Source organism: Gemmatimonadota bacterium (assembly GCA_009838645.1).
Lineage (GTDB): Bacteria > JAAXHH01 > JAAXHH01 > JAAXHH01 > JAAXHH01 > JAAXHH01.
Genome location: VXRC01000049.1, coordinates 243,314 through 259,535 on the forward strand (window position 1 = coordinate 243,314; position 16,222 = coordinate 259,535).

General features: G+C 63.3%; 14 protein-coding genes. 6 read left to right on the forward strand and 8 right to left on the reverse strand.

Annotated elements, in window-relative coordinates; genetic code table 11:
- Positions 1-2: 2 nt before the first annotated feature.
- From F4Y38_15025 to F4Y38_15050, 6 genes are all read right to left on the reverse strand, one after another.
- Entirely contained in the window at positions 3-524 is a 522-nt protein-coding gene (locus F4Y38_15025; protein MXY50589.1) for a DUF177 domain-containing protein, read from the reverse strand.
- 147 nt (positions 525-671) lie between these two features.
- Entirely contained in the window at positions 672-1,541 is an 870-nt protein-coding gene (gene sucD / locus F4Y38_15030) for a succinate--CoA ligase subunit alpha (GenBank protein MXY50590.1), read from the reverse strand.
- The gene (gene sucC / locus F4Y38_15035; GenBank protein ID MXY50591.1) at positions 1,538-2,695 is read right to left on the reverse strand and encodes an ADP-forming succinate--CoA ligase subunit beta; all 1,158 of its coding nucleotides are present in this window, start codon (positions 2,693-2,695) and stop codon (positions 1,538-1,540) included. The genes sucD and sucC overlap by 4 nt, the downstream gene beginning before the upstream one ends.
- A gap of 76 nt (positions 2,696-2,771) precedes the next feature.
- Positions 2,772-4,310: a xylulokinase gene (xylB, locus tag F4Y38_15040; protein MXY50592.1), complete on the reverse strand. Its 1,539-nt coding sequence runs from the start codon at positions 4,308-4,310 to the stop codon at positions 2,772-2,774.
- A gap of 94 nt (positions 4,311-4,404) precedes the next feature.
- On the reverse strand, positions 4,405-5,289 hold the full coding sequence (locus F4Y38_15045; GenBank protein ID MXY50593.1) for a sigma-70 family RNA polymerase sigma factor: 885 nt from the start codon (positions 5,287-5,289) through the stop codon (positions 4,405-4,407).
- 219 nt (positions 5,290-5,508) lie between these two features.
- The gene (locus F4Y38_15050; GenBank protein ID MXY50594.1) at positions 5,509-7,221 is read right to left on the reverse strand and encodes a peptide ABC transporter substrate-binding protein; all 1,713 of its coding nucleotides are present in this window, start codon (positions 7,219-7,221) and stop codon (positions 5,509-5,511) included.
- A 198-nt stretch (positions 7,222-7,419) separates the two neighbouring features.
- Here F4Y38_15050 and F4Y38_15055 point away from each other — a divergent pair, with 198 nt between their 5' ends.
- Positions 7,420-8,760: an amino acid permease gene (locus tag F4Y38_15055; GenBank protein ID MXY50595.1), complete on the forward strand. Its 1,341-nt coding sequence runs from the start codon at positions 7,420-7,422 to the stop codon at positions 8,758-8,760.
- 64 nt (positions 8,761-8,824) lie between these two features.
- Here F4Y38_15055 and F4Y38_15060 read toward each other — a convergent pair whose 3' ends face one another.
- Entirely contained in the window at positions 8,825-9,517 is a 693-nt protein-coding gene (locus tag F4Y38_15060) for a hypothetical protein (GenBank protein MXY50596.1), read from the reverse strand.
- Between the two features lie 199 nt (positions 9,518-9,716).
- On the opposite strand from F4Y38_15060, the gene moaA reads away from it, so the two are divergent.
- The 5 genes from moaA (at position 9,717) to ilvD (ending at position 15,151) form a co-directional block, all read left to right on the forward strand.
- Positions 9,717-10,709, forward strand: a complete 993-nt coding sequence (gene moaA / locus F4Y38_15065) for a GTP 3',8-cyclase MoaA (GenBank protein MXY50597.1) — start codon at positions 9,717-9,719, stop codon at positions 10,707-10,709.
- Between the two features lie 12 nt (positions 10,710-10,721).
- Positions 10,722-11,903 (forward strand): molybdopterin-synthase adenylyltransferase MoeB, encoded by a 1,182-nt coding sequence (gene moeB / locus F4Y38_15070; GenBank protein ID MXY50598.1) that lies wholly within the window; start codon positions 10,722-10,724, stop codon positions 11,901-11,903.
- A 154-nt stretch (positions 11,904-12,057) separates the two neighbouring features.
- Positions 12,058-12,948: an NAD-binding protein gene (locus F4Y38_15075; protein MXY50599.1), complete on the forward strand. Its 891-nt coding sequence runs from the start codon at positions 12,058-12,060 to the stop codon at positions 12,946-12,948.
- Positions 12,949-12,971: 23 nt separating this feature from the next.
- A complete protein-coding gene (locus F4Y38_15080) occupies positions 12,972-13,445 on the forward strand; it encodes a cytochrome c (GenBank protein MXY50600.1) in 474 nt (157 codons plus the stop codon).
- A 29-nt stretch (positions 13,446-13,474) separates the two neighbouring features.
- The gene (gene ilvD, locus F4Y38_15085; protein MXY50601.1) at positions 13,475-15,151 is read left to right on the forward strand and encodes a dihydroxy-acid dehydratase; all 1,677 of its coding nucleotides are present in this window, start codon (positions 13,475-13,477) and stop codon (positions 15,149-15,151) included.
- A gap of 126 nt (positions 15,152-15,277) precedes the next feature.
- Here ilvD and rocF read toward each other — a convergent pair whose 3' ends face one another.
- A complete protein-coding gene (gene rocF, locus F4Y38_15090) occupies positions 15,278-16,186 on the reverse strand; it encodes an arginase (protein ID MXY50602.1) in 909 nt (302 codons plus the stop codon).
- Positions 16,187-16,222 lie beyond the last annotated feature (36 nt).

A 16,222-nucleotide genomic window follows, 5' to 3' on the forward strand; every position in this document is an offset into this window, starting at 1 on the left:
CTTTAATCCTCCTTCAATAACGTTTTCAAGGTGTGCCAGCGTGGGTCCTCCTGCCGCGTACCGCAACTGCAGGCACCCTCGTTGAGGTTCCTGCCGCAATCGGGACAGAGGCCCTTGCATGCTTCGCTGCACAGGGGTTTCATGGGGATATTCAGGTTGACGAGTTCGGCGATGCGCCGACTGAGGTCGATCGTCTTCGCGCTGTAGTCCAGGATTTCCACGTCGTCCGATTCGGTCAGCTCCTCGCCATCGGGTATGGCCCGGTCGGTCTTCTCGTAGTAGGTCGCGATTTCGCCGCTGATATGTTCTTCGACCTCTTCGAGGCACCTGCCGCAGGAGAACGTCATGGAGACCGCGATGTCGGCCTGCAGCACGAGCGAATTCTCGGAGACTGTCAGCGTGCCGTCCACCTTGACGGGCGAAGCGAAACGGCATTCCTCGTCCGGAATGAAATCGGCGGCGGGTGTGTCTTCCAGGTGGATGGGATGCAGACCTTCGGCCAGATGCTCGATCGCTATTTGCATATTGACGGCTTGTTCACGGGACTACGACCACGTTCCACACGCGATTTAAACGCCACATTCCGGATGCGCCGGACTATATCCCAATCAGCCGGAAGCCACTAATAATAGGGAGGTTACCCCTGTCATGTCAAGAGTAAAATCCCCGGATCAGGCGAGTGCGGACCGAATCGAATCCACCACGTCGGCCGACCGGTCGGCTACCGGAATGCCCGCCTCGTTCAGCGCGCTCACTTTCTCCTCGGCGCCGCCCGTTCCCCCCGATATGATCGCGCCGGCGTGCCCCATGCGCTTGCCGGGAGGCGCCGTGCGTCCCGCGATGAAACCGACCACCGGCTTCTTCATGTGCTGCCGCACGAACTCGGCCGCCCGTTCCTCGTCGGAGCCGCCAATCTCGCCGATCATGACCACGGCGTGGGTATCCGGGTCCGCTTCGAAGGCCTCGAGGGCGTCGATGAAGCCCGTACCGATGATCGGATCGCCGCCGATTCCCAGGCAGGTCGACTGACCGATGCCCGCGGCTGTCAACTGGTGGACGATCTCGTAGGTCAACGTGCCGCTGCGGGAGACCACGCCCACATGTCCGGGCCGGTGGATGTGGCCGGGCATGATGCCCACCTTGGTGACCCCGGGCGTGATGGCGCCGGGACAGTTCGGCCCCAGGAGCCGTACGCCGGAATGCTGCAGGACGGCGTAGACCCGGGCCATGTCCAGCGTCGGGATGCCTTCCGTGATGCAGATCACCAGGTCCATTTCGGCGTCGATGGCCTCGTGGATCGCGTCGGCCGCGAAGGCGGGGCGGACGTAGATGATGGACGTGTTGGCGCCGGTCGCCCCTGCCGCTTCCCCGAGGGTATCGTAGATCGGGATGCCGTCCAGGTCCTGGCCGCCCTTCCCCGGAGTGACTCCGGACACGATGTTCGTGCCGTAGGCCGCCATCTGGCGCGTGTGAAAGGAACCGTCCCTTCCGGTGATCCCTTGCACGACGACGCGGGTGTTTGCGTCAACCAGGATGCTCATCTTGCCCCCTTCCCGAGCGCTACGGCCTTCTGAACGGCTTCCGCCATGGTGTCTACGGCAACGAGCCCCACGGATTCGAGTATTTTCCGGCCCTCGGCTTCATTGGTCCCGGTGAGCCGGATGACGATAGGCAGTGTGAGCGGTCCGCCAGGACCGGCGGCGATACGGTCCAGGGCGGTCACGATGCCGTTGGCCACGTCGTCGCAGCGCGTGATCCCGCCGAATATGTTGAAAAGCACGGCCTTGACCCGGTCGTCGGACGTGATGATGTTCATGGCGGTGACGACCTTGTCCGGGTTCGAGCTCCCGCCGATATCGAGAAAGTTGGCGGGCATGCCCCCGTAGAACTTCACCATGTCCATGGTCGCCATTGCCAGGCCGGCGCCGTTGACGATGCAGCCGATGTCGCCATCGAGCTTGACGAAGCTGAGATCCGCGTCCCGCGCCTCGGTCTCGGTGGGCTCTTCGGATTCGGGATCGCGCATGGCCTCGATTTCCTCGTGTCTGAATAGCGCGTTGTCATCGATGTTCACCTTGCCGTCCAGGATCCACAGTTTGCCTTCCGGCGTGCTCACGAGGGGGTTGATCTCCGCCAGGGACGCGTCGCTTTCGATAAAGGCGTCGTAGAGCCGGGCTAGCATGCCGGCGGCCTGTTTGACCAGCGCGGAATCGGAATAGAGTTTGAAAGCCAGGGACCTGGCCTGATACGGTTGCAGGCCGAGCAGCGGGTCGACGGCCAGCTTGTGAATCTTCTCCGGCGTATCCCGGGCGACTTCCTCGATGTCGACGCCTCCCGCCGCGCTGACCATGAACACCGGCCGCCGGGTCTGCCGGTCGAGGATGATCCCGATGTAGGCTTCGTGGTCGATCTCCACCGCTTCGGCCACGAGGACCTGCCGGACCGTCAGCCCCTTGATGTCCATGCCCAGGATCCGGCCCGCGATTTCGAATGCCTCATCGGGCGTCGAGGCCAGTTTCACACCGCCCGCCTTGCCCCGTCCGCCGACGTGCACCTGGGCCTTGACCACCACCCGCGTGCCCAGTTCCTCGGCGATACGCCGGGCTTCATCGGGCGTCCGGGCCACCTGTTCCCGCGGGATCGCCATCCCGTGCCGGGCGAAGATGCCCTTCGCCTGGAATTCGTGTATGTTCAAATCCTGCTCCTTTGCTTTTCCACCATGCCTCCCAGGGCGTCGAAGCCTGGCTTGAGGGCCGCCGTCTCACCCGTCCTTACGTCAGCTTGCTTACCATGCCGCCCAGAGCGTCGAAGCTCGGTTTCAGGGACGGGTACATTGATTTGAAGATCCCGTAACACTCCTCGTAGCGTTCCGACGTCTCCGGTTCCGGCTCCGTCCTGGACACGACGTCGACCAGTTCGTCCGCGGCTTCCTCGACCGTGCCGTACACGCCGGTGCCGACCGCGGCCAGGATGGCGGCGCCGAAGGCGGGGCCTTCCTCGGCGTTCACGGTAACGACTTCCGCCCCGTAGACATCGGCCTGGATCTGCCGCCAGAGGCTGCTCCGCGCCCCACCGCCCGTGGAACGGACCTGCGTGACGGACAGCCCGAGCTCCCGCATGATTTCTATGGAATCCCGCAGGGCGAAGGTCACGCCCTCCATCACGGAACGGATCATGTGGGGCCGTCCGTGCCGTCCCGTGATACCGATGAACGCGCCCCGCGCGTTGGCGTCCTTGTGGGGGGTGCGCTCGCCCATGAGGTAGGGGAGAAACACCAGGCCCTCGCTGCCCGCCGGCGCGCGGGCCGCCTGGGCCGTCAGCAGTTCGTAGGGGTCGGTGTCCAGCATCCGGGCCGCGCTGACCTCGACTTCGCCCAGCGTATTGCGCAGCCACTGGAAGGCGCCGCCCGCGAAGAGGGTCACCCCCATGAGGTACCACTTGTCGGGGACACTGTGGCAGAAGGTATGGACGCGCAGTTCCGGGTCCACGCGGACGTCGTCGGTGTGGGCGAAGACCACGCCCGACGTACCCAGGCTGGCCAGGATCCGGCCGGACCGGACGATACCGGCGCCCACGGCGCCGCAGGTGTTGTCGGCGCCGCCGCCGACCACGGGCGTGCCGGGCCTCAGTCCCATATCCGCGGCCACCTCCTCCGTCACGCGGCCGCAGACGTCGATGGATTCGAAGGTGGGCGGCAGGAACTCCGCAGGCAGGCCGATGGCTTCCAGCATGGCGCCGGACCATCTCCGCTCGCGCACGTCGAACATGAGCGTGCCCGCGGCGTCGGAGACTTCCATGGCGAATTCGCCGGTCATGCGGAACCGGATGTAGTCCTTGGGCAGCAGGACTCTCCGGATGCGGTCGTAAACAACCGGTTCGTGGTCGCGGACCCAGATCAGCTTGGGTGCGGTGAAGCCTTCGAGGGCCGGATTGGACACCCAGTCCACCAGGTTCTCCTCGCCCGCCTGTTCCGTGATCCATCGGCACTGTTCGGACGTCCGCGTATCGCACCACAGGATGGAAGGCCGGAGCACCTCGTCCCGTTCATCCAGCAGGACCGAACTGTGCATCTGTCCCGACAGGCCGATCCCGGCGATGGATTCGGCTGGCACGCCGGCGGCGCCCATGGCTTCGCGCACCGTATTCGATGCCGCGCGCCACCAGTCCGCCGGATCCTGCTCGGCCCAGTTGGGACGGGGCGTGTGCAGGGGGATCTCCTCGAAGGCCCGGGCCGCCAGGCCGCCCCGTTCGTCGACGATGATCGTCTTGATGCCCGAGGTGCCGATGTCGATGCCGATCATGTGTCTCATGGTTGGACCTGTGCCTGCCTGAAGCGTGCCATTCCGGCACAAAAAAACCTGCGCAAGACCGCAGGGACGAGATGATTGGAACTGGGAGCCGGATTCACCCCATGTAGGCGTGCAGCCGGACACTGCGGGACGTATGGCGCAATCGCCGGATCGCCCGCTCCTTGATCTGTCGCACCCTTTCGCGGGTCAGGCCGAACTGCTTCCCGATCTCGTCCAGGGTCATCGGCTTTTCCCGGTTGATCCCGAAATAGAAACGGATCACGGCGGCTTCGCGGTCCGTGAGCGTATTGAGGGCCCAGACCACTTCCTCCTTCAACGACTTCTCCATGACCGGCGTATCCGGCGATTCGATGTTCGTGTCTTCGATCACGTCGAGCAGGCGCCCCTCTTCCCCCGGTGAAAAAGGCGCGTCGAGCGAAAGGTGGGGACTGAACGTCCGCATGATGTCGACCACTTCACGGTGGTCCTGCGACAATCTGCCCGCGATTTCGAGGGTCGTGGGCTCCCGGCCCAATTCCTGCTTGAGGCCCCGTACGACCTTGTTGATCCTTCGCAGCTCCTCGGCCCGGTTCAACGGAAGACGGAAGATCCGGGACTGTTCGGCCAGGGCCTGCATGATCGCCTGGCGCACCCACCAGACCGCGTAGGAAATGAATTTGAATCCCTTGTGCTCGTCGTAGCGCTGCGCGGCCTTGATCAGGCCGATATTGCCCTCGTTGATCAGGTCGGACAGCGGCAGGCCCTGGTTCTGGTACTGCCTGGCCACAACGACGACAAACCGCAGGTTGGCCTGGATCAGCTTGTTGATGGCGCCGTTCACTCCGTTGCGCGCATCGCGCGCCAGCGCCATTTCTTCTTCCAGATTCAATACCGGGATGGTCCTGATTTCTTTCAGGTAGGTATCGAGCGACCGGTCATCACCGGAATTCCGTGATCCAACCCGGGAAATGTTGACTTCCGACTGGGCGGACTTGGGCATGAACTTTCTCCGGTACCGAATGCAGACCGGTTGAAGACAGCCGGATGCTGTCCCGCCGAACTGTTTGTGGCAGCGGTTGTTGCGGATTTGGATCGGTTAAAGGCGAACCGACACCTGCGTGATACATCCGGTTCTTTAGAAACTTACAAAACTATAATAGTGGCCCGGTCGGGGCGTCAAGGTATTTTAAGGCAAACTCCGCAGTGAGGCAACCCCGGCTTAGAACACCCGTTTCTCGACGTTGTTGCCGATATAGATGTCCATCATCGTGGTCCGGTTGCCCCAGAAGTGATCCTGTCCCCACGAATTGGGCTCCAGGCCTTTGAACCAGGGCTTGCGCAGGTCCAGCACGTGGGTGTGATAGATGAAAACGCCCCCCGCGTCTTCCACCAGGATGCGTTCGGCCTGCCCGTAGTACGCCATGCGTTTCACCTCGTCCATCGTCGTTCCCCCGGCCTGCAGCAGCCGGTCGAAGGCGTCGTTCTTCCAGTCATGCCGGCCGTGGCCGACCGGTTGAGAATGCCAGACCTGGGACAGCATGTTGTCGGGATCGGGGTAGTCGTACTGGTAGGGGATCAGCCCGAAGGGAATGGCGTACTGGTACATGTTGTCCATGTAGAGTCCGATTTCCTGGTTCCGGATCTCGACGCGCATGCCCAGGGTTTCCAGCAGCATGCCCTGGATCGCCTGGGCGATGCCCATCTGGGTCGGGTCCGCCTGGCGAAGCCAGAATTCAATCTCGGGCAGGCCCTTGCCGTCCGGATAGCCGGCTTCCGCGAGCAGGCGCCGCGCCTCGGGCGGGTCGTAACGCTGGACATCCTTCAGCAGGTCGCCCGTGTATCCGGGGAAGTTGGGCGGCAGCATCGTGTAGGCGGGCGTGCCGTGGCCCTGCAGGATGACCCGGCAGATGGTCTCGCGGTCGATGGCGTGGCCGACGGCCCGGCGGACCCGCACGTCGTCGAAGGGAGGGATCGCGGTCCGGAAGAAGAGGTACCAGGTCTGGAAATGGGCGTTGGAAGACAAATCCCGGGTCAGTTCGGGGCTGTTTTCGATCTCTCCCAGGAATTGGGCAAAGACGCCCTGGCGGTCGACTTCGTTGTTCTCGTAGGGCGCGATGCCGGGATGGGTGCCGGCGATGATGAACTTCAGCAGGATCTTCTCCAGGTAGCCCGGGTAAGGCCCGTTATAGTGGGGATTCAGGTCGTAGGAGATGTACCGGTCGGTGATCCATTCATCCAGCTTGTAACTGTAGTTGCTGACCATATTGCCGGGCTCGGTCCAGCGACGGCCGTATTTCTGCACCTGCCAGGGCGGCACGGGCGCCGCGGAATTGTAGGCCATGATGTGGGGAAGAAAGGGGCAGGGGGCCTCGGCCTCGATTTCCAGCGTCAGGTCGTCGATGGCGCGAACGCCCACCGAGTCGGGATCGCTGATGTTGCCGTGGTTGAAGTCCCGCGCGTTCTTGATATTGTAGAAGAGAAAGGCGAAGACGTTGCCCTCGTCCGGGTCCAGGAAACGCTTGAAGGTGTACTCGAAATCGTGGGCGGTCACGTCCCGGCCGTCGCTCCAGCGCGCACCCTCCCGGAGATGGAAGGTCCAGGTACGCCCATCCGGGGACGGTTCCCAGCGGTCGGCGGCCCCCGGGATCAGGACATCGTCGGCGTCGAACATGGTAAGTCGTTCGAACAGATAAGGATCCGCGCCTTTCACGCCGTAGTTGTCCATGCTCACGTCCAGCGTCTTGGGCTCTTCGATGAAGTACATCAGGATCTGTTCGTGGAGCGGTGCGGCGTCGGGCGGCAACTGCTTCCCCAGGCTGTTGACCACGGGACCTTCGGCGATCTGAACCTGGGTGCTTTCGTCTCCGCCGCAGGCCGCTGCGCAGAAGAAAACGAGGAGGAGGGCACGGACCCCGAGGGCATGGGAGGACATAGTACGTGCATCCTTAGTATGGGGTTTTGCGAGTTTCCTGTAAAATGACCACCCACCGTCGCGCGGGTCAACAGAAAAGCGCAAGGGCGGTCAGACGTGCCTGCTTGACACCGGGGATGCGGATAGATAGGTTGATGGCGGCCCGTCCCGCTCACCCGAGTCGTCGCTTAAAACATAACACGCCAGGCAGTCCGGACCATGTCCCAACCGCACGCCGAACCTTCCCGCCCCACACTGCGCAAGTCCCTTGGGCTGTTCGACGGCATCACCATCCTCGTCGGTATCACCATCGGGGCCGGCATTTTCTCGGCACCTCAGATCATCGCGGGATTCACCGGATCCTTCACGCCCATCCTCTGGCTCTGGATCGCGGGCGGGGCCTTCATTTTCATCGGCGGCCTGGTCTATGCGGAACTGGGCAGCCGGATGCCGGACACGGGCGGCGAATACATGTACATCAGCCGCGCTTTCGGTCCCTTTGCCGGGTTCATGTTCGGCTGGTCCCAGCTGTTCATCATCCGCACCAGCCCCCTCGCCGGCCTGGCCATCGTGACCGTCAACTATTTTACCTATTTCGTCGACATGACGCACGTCGAACGGATCGCCGTAGCCCTGTTCATCATCCTGCTGCTGACCATCCTGAACTACGTGGGCGTGCACCGGGCCGGCTTCTACCAGCGCCTGACCACAGTGCTCAAGGTCGCCGGCCTGATGCTCCTCGTTGTGCTCGGATTCACCCTGGATTACGGGGGCGAAAACCTGCTGGGCACCGCTGCGGCGCCGACCGGTACGCTGGGGCCCGTCGGCAATATCATCGCCGCCGCCTTCATGGTGGTCTTCGCCTACATGGGATTCGAACGGGTGGGTTACTCGGCGGGCGAGATGAAGGACCCCCGGCGCACCATACCCCTGACCATGTTCGTGGGGATCACCGCGATCGTCCTGATCTATGTCCTGGCGAATCTCCTCTATCACCAGACCCTCGGCATGGAAGGCGTCCGGTCGAGCCGCATCGTGGCATCGGACACGGCCGTCCTGCTGCTGGGACCCATCGGCGCGGGGTTCATCGCGGTCACCGTCATGATCTCCACGACCGGCAGCATGAACGGGACCTTCATGACCGCCACGCGGGTCTATTACGCCATGGCGCGGGATGGACTCTTCTTCAGGTGGCTGGACTACATCCATCCCGTGTACCGTACGCCTTCGCGGGCCATCATCGCCCACGCCGTGTGGGGAACGGTCATATTGCTGTTCCGGGGGACCTTCGAGACCATCATGGCGGGGATGGTGTTCGCGGTGCTCATCTTCTTCGGGGCCAACACCCTGGCCCTGTTCAGGCTTCGCCGGATGGGCGTCGGCGCCGACGGCGGATACCGGGTGCCGCTCTATCCCTGGACACCGGCCCTTTTCCTGGCGGGCATCGTCGTCCTCGTGGTGCTGCGCGCCACCTTCGAATGGTACAACTCGCTGATCGACCTCGCCTTTATCGTCACCGGCCTGCCGTTCTGGTTGATCTGGCGCAAGACGAGGGGCTGAATGCGGGCGTCGACCCGGCCCAGCCATCAGCTAGAGCCAAACCTGGCCATCGTCAGAAGCCGGATCAGAAGCGGATCCGACCGCCGACGAATACGCCGTGGTCTCCGCCTCGATCATATCTGACATTGATGGCCGGCCGGAAGGAAACCCCGCCCAGGCCGGCGACCGGTATTTCCTCCCAGGATTCCGACTTTACCATGTACCCGACCGCGAGACCGGGCAGCGCGCCGACGAGGTTTCCCAGCGTCACCAGGCCGACCCATGCTTTGCCGGTGTCTACATCATCGGCAAATGTCAAGACGACCAATGCCGTCCCCACGCCGCAGCCGATGAGCAGCCCCTTCCCAACGTTGCGCTCCATGCCCAGGCTGCGCTCGAGGCGAACGATGTCCTTGACGTAGTGGCGCCCAGGCATGTTACCCGACGTCACCAGGTCAAAACCGTCCGAGTAGGTCCCCGAGATCCTGCCGGTCATCCGGTTGTCGTGCAGCGTAACGCGGACCCGTTGCCCGGCAAGCTGTTGCACGATCGCGTTCACCGGTTCCTTCACGATCCTGTCGATCTCTGACATCTCGATGACCCGCATCCTGCCGTCCCGCAATTGAATCTTGATCGTCTCGTTAGGAATCTGTTCAATAATGATCCCGCTTACGATGTCTCCGTTTTTCAAATGGACGACGTCTCTCAACTGCTGGGCATCAGCGACAGGGGTTAACACATAAGCGGCCACGAACAGAACTGCCAGGTGTCGAAGCATGCGAACCTCCTTGATTTCTCCAGTGAAATCTAACCAGGCAAATTGGTCTTGGCAACATCCAAAGTCGGCAGGCAGGAATCATCAGATTTCTCTTTACCGAAATGCGTTCTGCGTGTATATTAAATCGTTCAAAGTCAAGTGTATACAATCATTAAACAATGGGTCGACAAGGGCCGCCAGTACGGCCACGAGTTATTGGATGAGCTACCAGTTGACGGACAGTTTCGGTCGAACGATCAACAACCTTCGGGTGTCGGTGACGGATCAGTGTAATTTCCGCTGTATCTACTGCATGCCTGAAGTGGGGATGATCTTCCAGCCGCGCGAAGAGATCCTGACCTTCGAGGAAATCGCCCGATTCGTCGGGATCGTCACCGGGCTGGGCATCTCCAAGCTGCGGTTGACCGGCGGAGAGCCGACCGTCCGGAAGGACCTGCCGGTACTGGTGCGCATGCTTGCGGAGATACCCGGCGTCCGGGACATGGCCATGACGACCAACGGCTTCCTGCTCAAGAAATTGTCACGCGACCTGCGTTCGGCGGGTCTGCCCCGGATCAACGTCAGCCTGGATACGCTGGACGAGGAGAAGTTCAAGGAGATGACCCGCCGCGACGTCCTGCACAAGGTGCTCGACGGGCTGGAGGAGGCGACCCGGCATTTCCAGCTTCCTATCAAGATCAACGTTGTCGCCATGAAGGGATATACCGAGGACGAACTCCTCGATTTCGCGAAACTGGCGCGAACCGGCCCCTACCAGGTGCGCTTCATCGAGTTCATGCCGCTGGACGCGGACCGTTCCTGGACCCGCGACCAGGTGCTGGACGGCGCCGAGATCATTGAGCGGATCGGCGCGCAGTGGCCCCTGGACGCCGTGAAGCGGCCCAACCAGCGGGAGCCGGCCGACCTGTTCCGGTTCCGGGACGGCCAGGGCGAGATCGGACTCATCGCTTCGGTCAGCGAACCCTTCTGCGGCAGCTGCAACCGGATCCGAATCACGGCGGACGGCAAGCTTCGGACCTGCCTGTTCTCCATCAACGAAACTGATATCAAGGCCCTTCTGCGGGGCGGCGCCTCGGACGCGGAGATCGCCGAGACGGTGATCGAGGCCGTGCGGAACAAGGAACCGGGACATCACATCAACGAACCCGATTTCGTCCAGCCGGAACGGACCATGTCCTCCATCGGCGGATAGCAGGAGATCATCATGAGTCAGCGGTTGTCATCTCAGGAGCTTCTCGCCCAGGTCAAGGGCGAAGTTAAAGAGATGTCCATGGAACAACTTAAGGAAAAGCTGGACCGGAAGAACGACCTGGTCCTGATCGACGTGCGTGAGCAGGACGAAGTCGACCAGGGCGTTATCGTCGGGGCGACCCATATTCCGAGGGGCTTTCTCGAGCTAAGGATCGAGAACACCGAGAGCGACCGGGACCGGGAAATCGTGCTGTACTGCGCGGGCGGCAACCGCTCGGCGCTGGCGGCGCAGTCGCTGGAAGCCATGGGCTACACCAACGTCATCTCCATGCGGGAAGGATATACGGGATGGAGCGCGGCCGGCTTTCCCACGGTCCAGGAGCGTGCCTTGAGCAAGGATGAACGCCTCCGGTATTCCCGGCACCTGATCGTGCCCGAGATCGGGGAGAAGGGCCAGGTTAAGATCCTCGAATCCAAGGTGCTGCTGGTGGGCACGGGCGGATTGGGATCCCCGTCGGCCTACTATCTCGCGGCCGCGGGAGTGGGCACCATCGGGCTCATCGACTTCGACGTGGTGGACGTGACGAACCTGCAGCGGCAGATCATCCACGGAACGTCCGACATCGGCCGTCCCAAGGTGGTATCCGCCCAGGAGACGATCAACGACCTGAACCCCGACTGCAACGTGATCCTCCATGAAACCCGCCTCATGGCCGAGAACATCATGGAAATCATCAAGGACTACGACATCATCGTCGACGGCTGCGACAATTTCCCGACGCGGTACCTGGTGAACGACGCCTGCGTGCTGGCCGGCAAGCCGAACGTCCACGGAAGCATCTACCAGTTCGACGGCTACGCCACGGTGTTTCATCCGGATAAAGGACCGTGTTACCGCTGTCTCTATCCCGAACCGCCGCCGCCCGGCGCCGTACCCAGTTGCGACGAAGCGGGCGTGCTCGGCGTCCTCCCCGGGACGGTGGGACTCATTCAGGCCACCGAGGCCCTCAAGCTCGTACTCGACGAGGGCGATTCGCTCATCGGCCGGATCCTGATGTACGACGCGCTGGACATGACCTTCCAGACCTTCAACGTGCAGAAGGATCCGTCCTGTCCCCTGTGCGGCGAAAACCCCACGGTTACCGAGTTAATCGACTACGAAGCCTTCTGCGGCTTCGCGCCGGCCGCCGGATGACAGTTGGCCGGGCGTTGCCTCCTTGCCGTACGTAGGCCGGGTCCCGCATGGGGAAACATCCCCGGACGACCGCGCGGTAAGGGGATATTCATGTTCATTCGTGTTTGATGGTTTTCCATTCAGTTTAGCCGTTAACCCATAAGGAATCCATACCATGGCGGAAAGAATCGGTTTCATCGGCCTCGGCATCATGGGCGAGCCGATGTGTCGCAACCTCATGAAGGCAGGTTATGCCTGCACCGTGCATACCCGGACGAAATCGCGGGCCGAAAAGCTCCTGTCGGAAGGCGCGGTCTGGGCCGACAGCCCGGAAGAAACGGCGGGCAAGTCGGACGTAATCATCACGATCGTGACCGACACACCGGACGTGGAGAAGGTGATTCTGGGTGAAGGGGGGATCATCGAGGGCATAAGTCCGGATTCGGTGGTCATCGACATGAGCACCATCTCCCCCTCGGCCACGCGGACCATGGCCGCGGCGCTCGGGGAGAAGGGCGCGGACATGCTCGACGCGCCGGTCAGCGGCGGCGACACCGGGGCGATCGCGGGGACCCTGTCCATCATGGTGGGCGGCAGGCAGGAGGTCTTCGACCGGTGCCTGCCCGTCTTCGAAGCCATGGGCAAGAGCATCAACCTGATCGGCGATCACGGCGCGGGACAGATGACCAAGCTCTGCAACCAGGTGGCCGTGAGCGTGGCCAACCTCGCCATGGCGGAGGCGCTCCTCCTGGCCGCCAAAGCCGGCCTGGACATGGAGAAGATGCTCGCCGCGATCAGCGGAGGCGCAGCGGGTTCCTGGCAGCTGTCCAACCTGGCGCCGCGCATCATAAAGCGGGACTTCGATCCGGGATTCATGGTGAAACTGCAGCAGAAGGACCTGCGGCTCGTGCTGGGTACCGCCTCGGAACTCGGACTGGGACTGCCCGGCGCGAGCCTTGCCCACCAGTTGTTCAATGCCGTCGAGGCCGCGGGCGAGGGCGACGAGGGCACGCAGGCCCTGGTGAAATCCCTGGAACGCATGTCCGGGGTGGAAGTACACGGCTAGAAACGACCCCTTAAAGGAGATCGATGCGTTTCAGCGTCCTGTTGACCCTCTTCGGCGTCGGTGCGGTCCTGATGGCGGTCGCCGTAGTCTTCATGTACGGGACGGACGGAGCGGGCGAACCGAGAACGCCGGTCGAGCACGGCAGAAGACTCTTCCGGCTGCAGGGCTGTGCAACGTGCCACGCCATTGGTGGAGGGATCTCACGGGGACCCGACCTGGCCGGGTTGATCCCCCGGCTTTCCGCCCGCCTGACCGACACGGCGTATCAGCATCACCTGGATTCGCTCCGGGTGGCCGGACCGGATGCGTACGCTTATTTCGCGTCGCGGTACGAGCAGGTGCTGGACACGCAGGGCGAAGAGCGGATCAAGGCCTGGTTCGCGGAGCACCTGCGGAATCCCCGGTTCGACCACTTCACGGGACTGATGCCCGACTACGATCATTTGACGGAAGAACAAGTGGGTCGACTGACGGCCTTCATACTGACTTTGCGGTAGCACAATCCTCGCAGAACGGAGACCGAAACATGACAGACGCTGGAAAGAGACACAGCAGGACGATCACCGACGGACCCTCTCGCGCCCCGGCCCGGGCTATGCTCAAGGCATCCGGGTTCACCGACGCGGACCTTGCCCGGCCTATCATCGGGATCGCCAACACCTGGATCGAGATCGGTCCCTGCACCTACCACCTGCGCGACCTGGCCGAATATGTGAAGGAGGGCGTCCGGGAGGCCGGCGGCACGCCCATGGAGTTCAACACCGTCTCCATCTCCGACGGGATCACCATGGGCAGCCAGGGTATGAAGGCCTCGCTGGTCAGCCGCGAGGTGATCGCCGATTCCATCGAGCTGGTCACGATCGGGAACATGTTCGACGGGCTCATCGCACTGTCCGGTTGCGACAAGACGATCCCGGGCACGGTCATGGCCCTCGGCCGGGTGAACGTGCCGTCGCTCATGCTCTACGGTGGCTCGATCATGCCGGGCAGCTTCCAGCAGCACGACGTCACTATCCAGGACGTCTTCGAGGCCGTGGGCGCACATGCGTCAGGCAAGATGAGCGACCTGGAGCTTAAAGACATGGAAGATCACGCCTGTCCGGGCGCCGGCGCCTGCGGCGGCCAGTTCACGGCCAACACCATGGCCATCGCCTTCGAAATGCTGGGGATCTCGCCCATCGGCAGCGCGAGCGTACCCGCCACCCACCCGGACAAGCCGGAGGTGGGCCGCGAATGCGGACGCCAGGTCATGGAACTGGTGCGCAGGAACCTCTGCCCAAGGGACATCATGACCCGGAAGGCCTTTGAAAACGCCATCGCCGCCGTGCTCACCACCGGGGGTTCCACCAACAGCGTGCTGCACCTGCTGGCCGTCGCCCAGGAGTCGGGCGTGGACCTGCAGATCGAGGATTTCGACCGGATCAGCGAGAAGACGCCGCTGCTCGCCGATCTGAAACCGGGTGGGCGGTTCGTCGCCAACGACCTGTTCGCGGCGGGCGGCAACCGGCTCGTGGCCAGGCGCATGCTGGAGGGCGGCATGCTCCACGAGGACGCGATCACTGTTTCGGGCCGGACCATCGCCGAGGAAGCCGCGGAGGCGTCCGAGACGCCGGGCCAGGTGGTCGTCCGGGATCTCGAGGACCCGCTCAAGCCCACCGGCGGCTACGTGATCCTCAAGGGCAACCTGGCCCCCGAAGGCTGTGTATTGAAGGTCGCGGGCCACGAGAAGACCCACCATCGGGGTCCCGCACGGGTATTCGACTGCGAGGAAGACGCCATGGCGGAGGTGATGAACGGGGGGATACAGCCCAATGACGTTGTGGTCATCCGTTACGAGGGGCCGAAGGGCGGTCCGGGCATGCGGGAGATGCTGGCCGTCACCGGCGCCCTCGTCGGCCGGGGACTGGGAGAATCGGTGGCCCTGATGACCGACGGCCGTTTTTCCGGGGCAACCCACGGCTTCATGGTGGGGCACGTGGCGCCTGAAGCCGCGGTGCGCGGTCCCATCGCCGCGCTGCGCGACGGAGACACCGTGGTCTTCGACGTGGCGTCCCGCCGGCTGGACGTGGAGTTGCCCGATGAGGTCATCGCCGAACGCCTTTCCGACTGGACCGAACGTTCATCCCGTTTCGGCGACGGCGTCATGACCAAGTACGCCCGGCTCGTCTCTTCGGCAGCCACGGGGGCGGTAACGCGGGCCTGAGATGCGACAGCACGCGCTTGACGGCACTCGCCCGACAGCGAGTGGCGCGTTTGTGGCCGGTCGGCTGAAGGCGTCGCGAGCAAGGGCGGGCTAGGCGGACTAGGCGGGCTAGGCGGACTAGGCGGACTACAAGATCCCGCGGCCGAGGGCGGAAAGCAGGAGTTCCACGCCCAGTTCGGCCGTGGCGTTCCCCATGTCGAGAATGGGATTCAGTTCGACCACGTCCAGGGCGCGCAGCAGTCCGCTGTCGGCCACCGTTTCCATGAGCAGGTGAACTTCCCGGTAGCTGAGTCCGCCCTTGACCGGCGTGCCCACGCCCGGTGCGATGCCCGGATCGCACACGTCGAGATCGAAAGACACGTGCACGCCCGCCGTACCGTTCCCCGCGAGCTCCAGCGCTTTCTGGGCCACCCGGGCCATCCCAAGCTGGTCCACGTCTTTCATCGTGTAGACATGGATACCGGACTCGAGCACCAGGTTACGCTCGGCGGGGTCGAGATTGCGTACGCCGACGAGTACGGTGTGCTCCGCTTCGACGGCCGGTCCGGCCGGACCGAAACCCGACAGTTCGGTTGGTTCACCGCCCAGCAGTGCGGACAGCGCCATCCCGTGGACGTTGCCGCTCGCGCTGATGTCGGGCGTATTCATGTCTCCGTGAGCGTCCACCCACAGCAGGCCGATGCGTTCGCCGTCGTCCCGTGCGCGCGTGGCGGTGGCCACAACCGAACCGGCGGCAAGACTGTGATCGCCGCCCAGGACGATGGGCACCGCGCCGTCGCGGTGCACGGCTAGCGCTGTATCGTAGAGGTTGCGGCAAACCTCAGCGATGTCTTCGATGTACTTCCTGGACGCGTCGCCCGGACTGCACAGTTCCCGGATGGGCGCGGACAGGTCGCCCCGGTCCGTCACCGTTCTCCCCAGGGCGGAGACCCGTTCGCCCACGCCGGCGATGCGCATGGCGGATGGGCCCATGTCGACACCGCGGCGTCCCGCGCCGAGGTCGAGAGGCACTCCGATGATTTGGATGGGGTTCATCGTTCGTATTGCCTTACCGATTGTTCAAAATCGAAC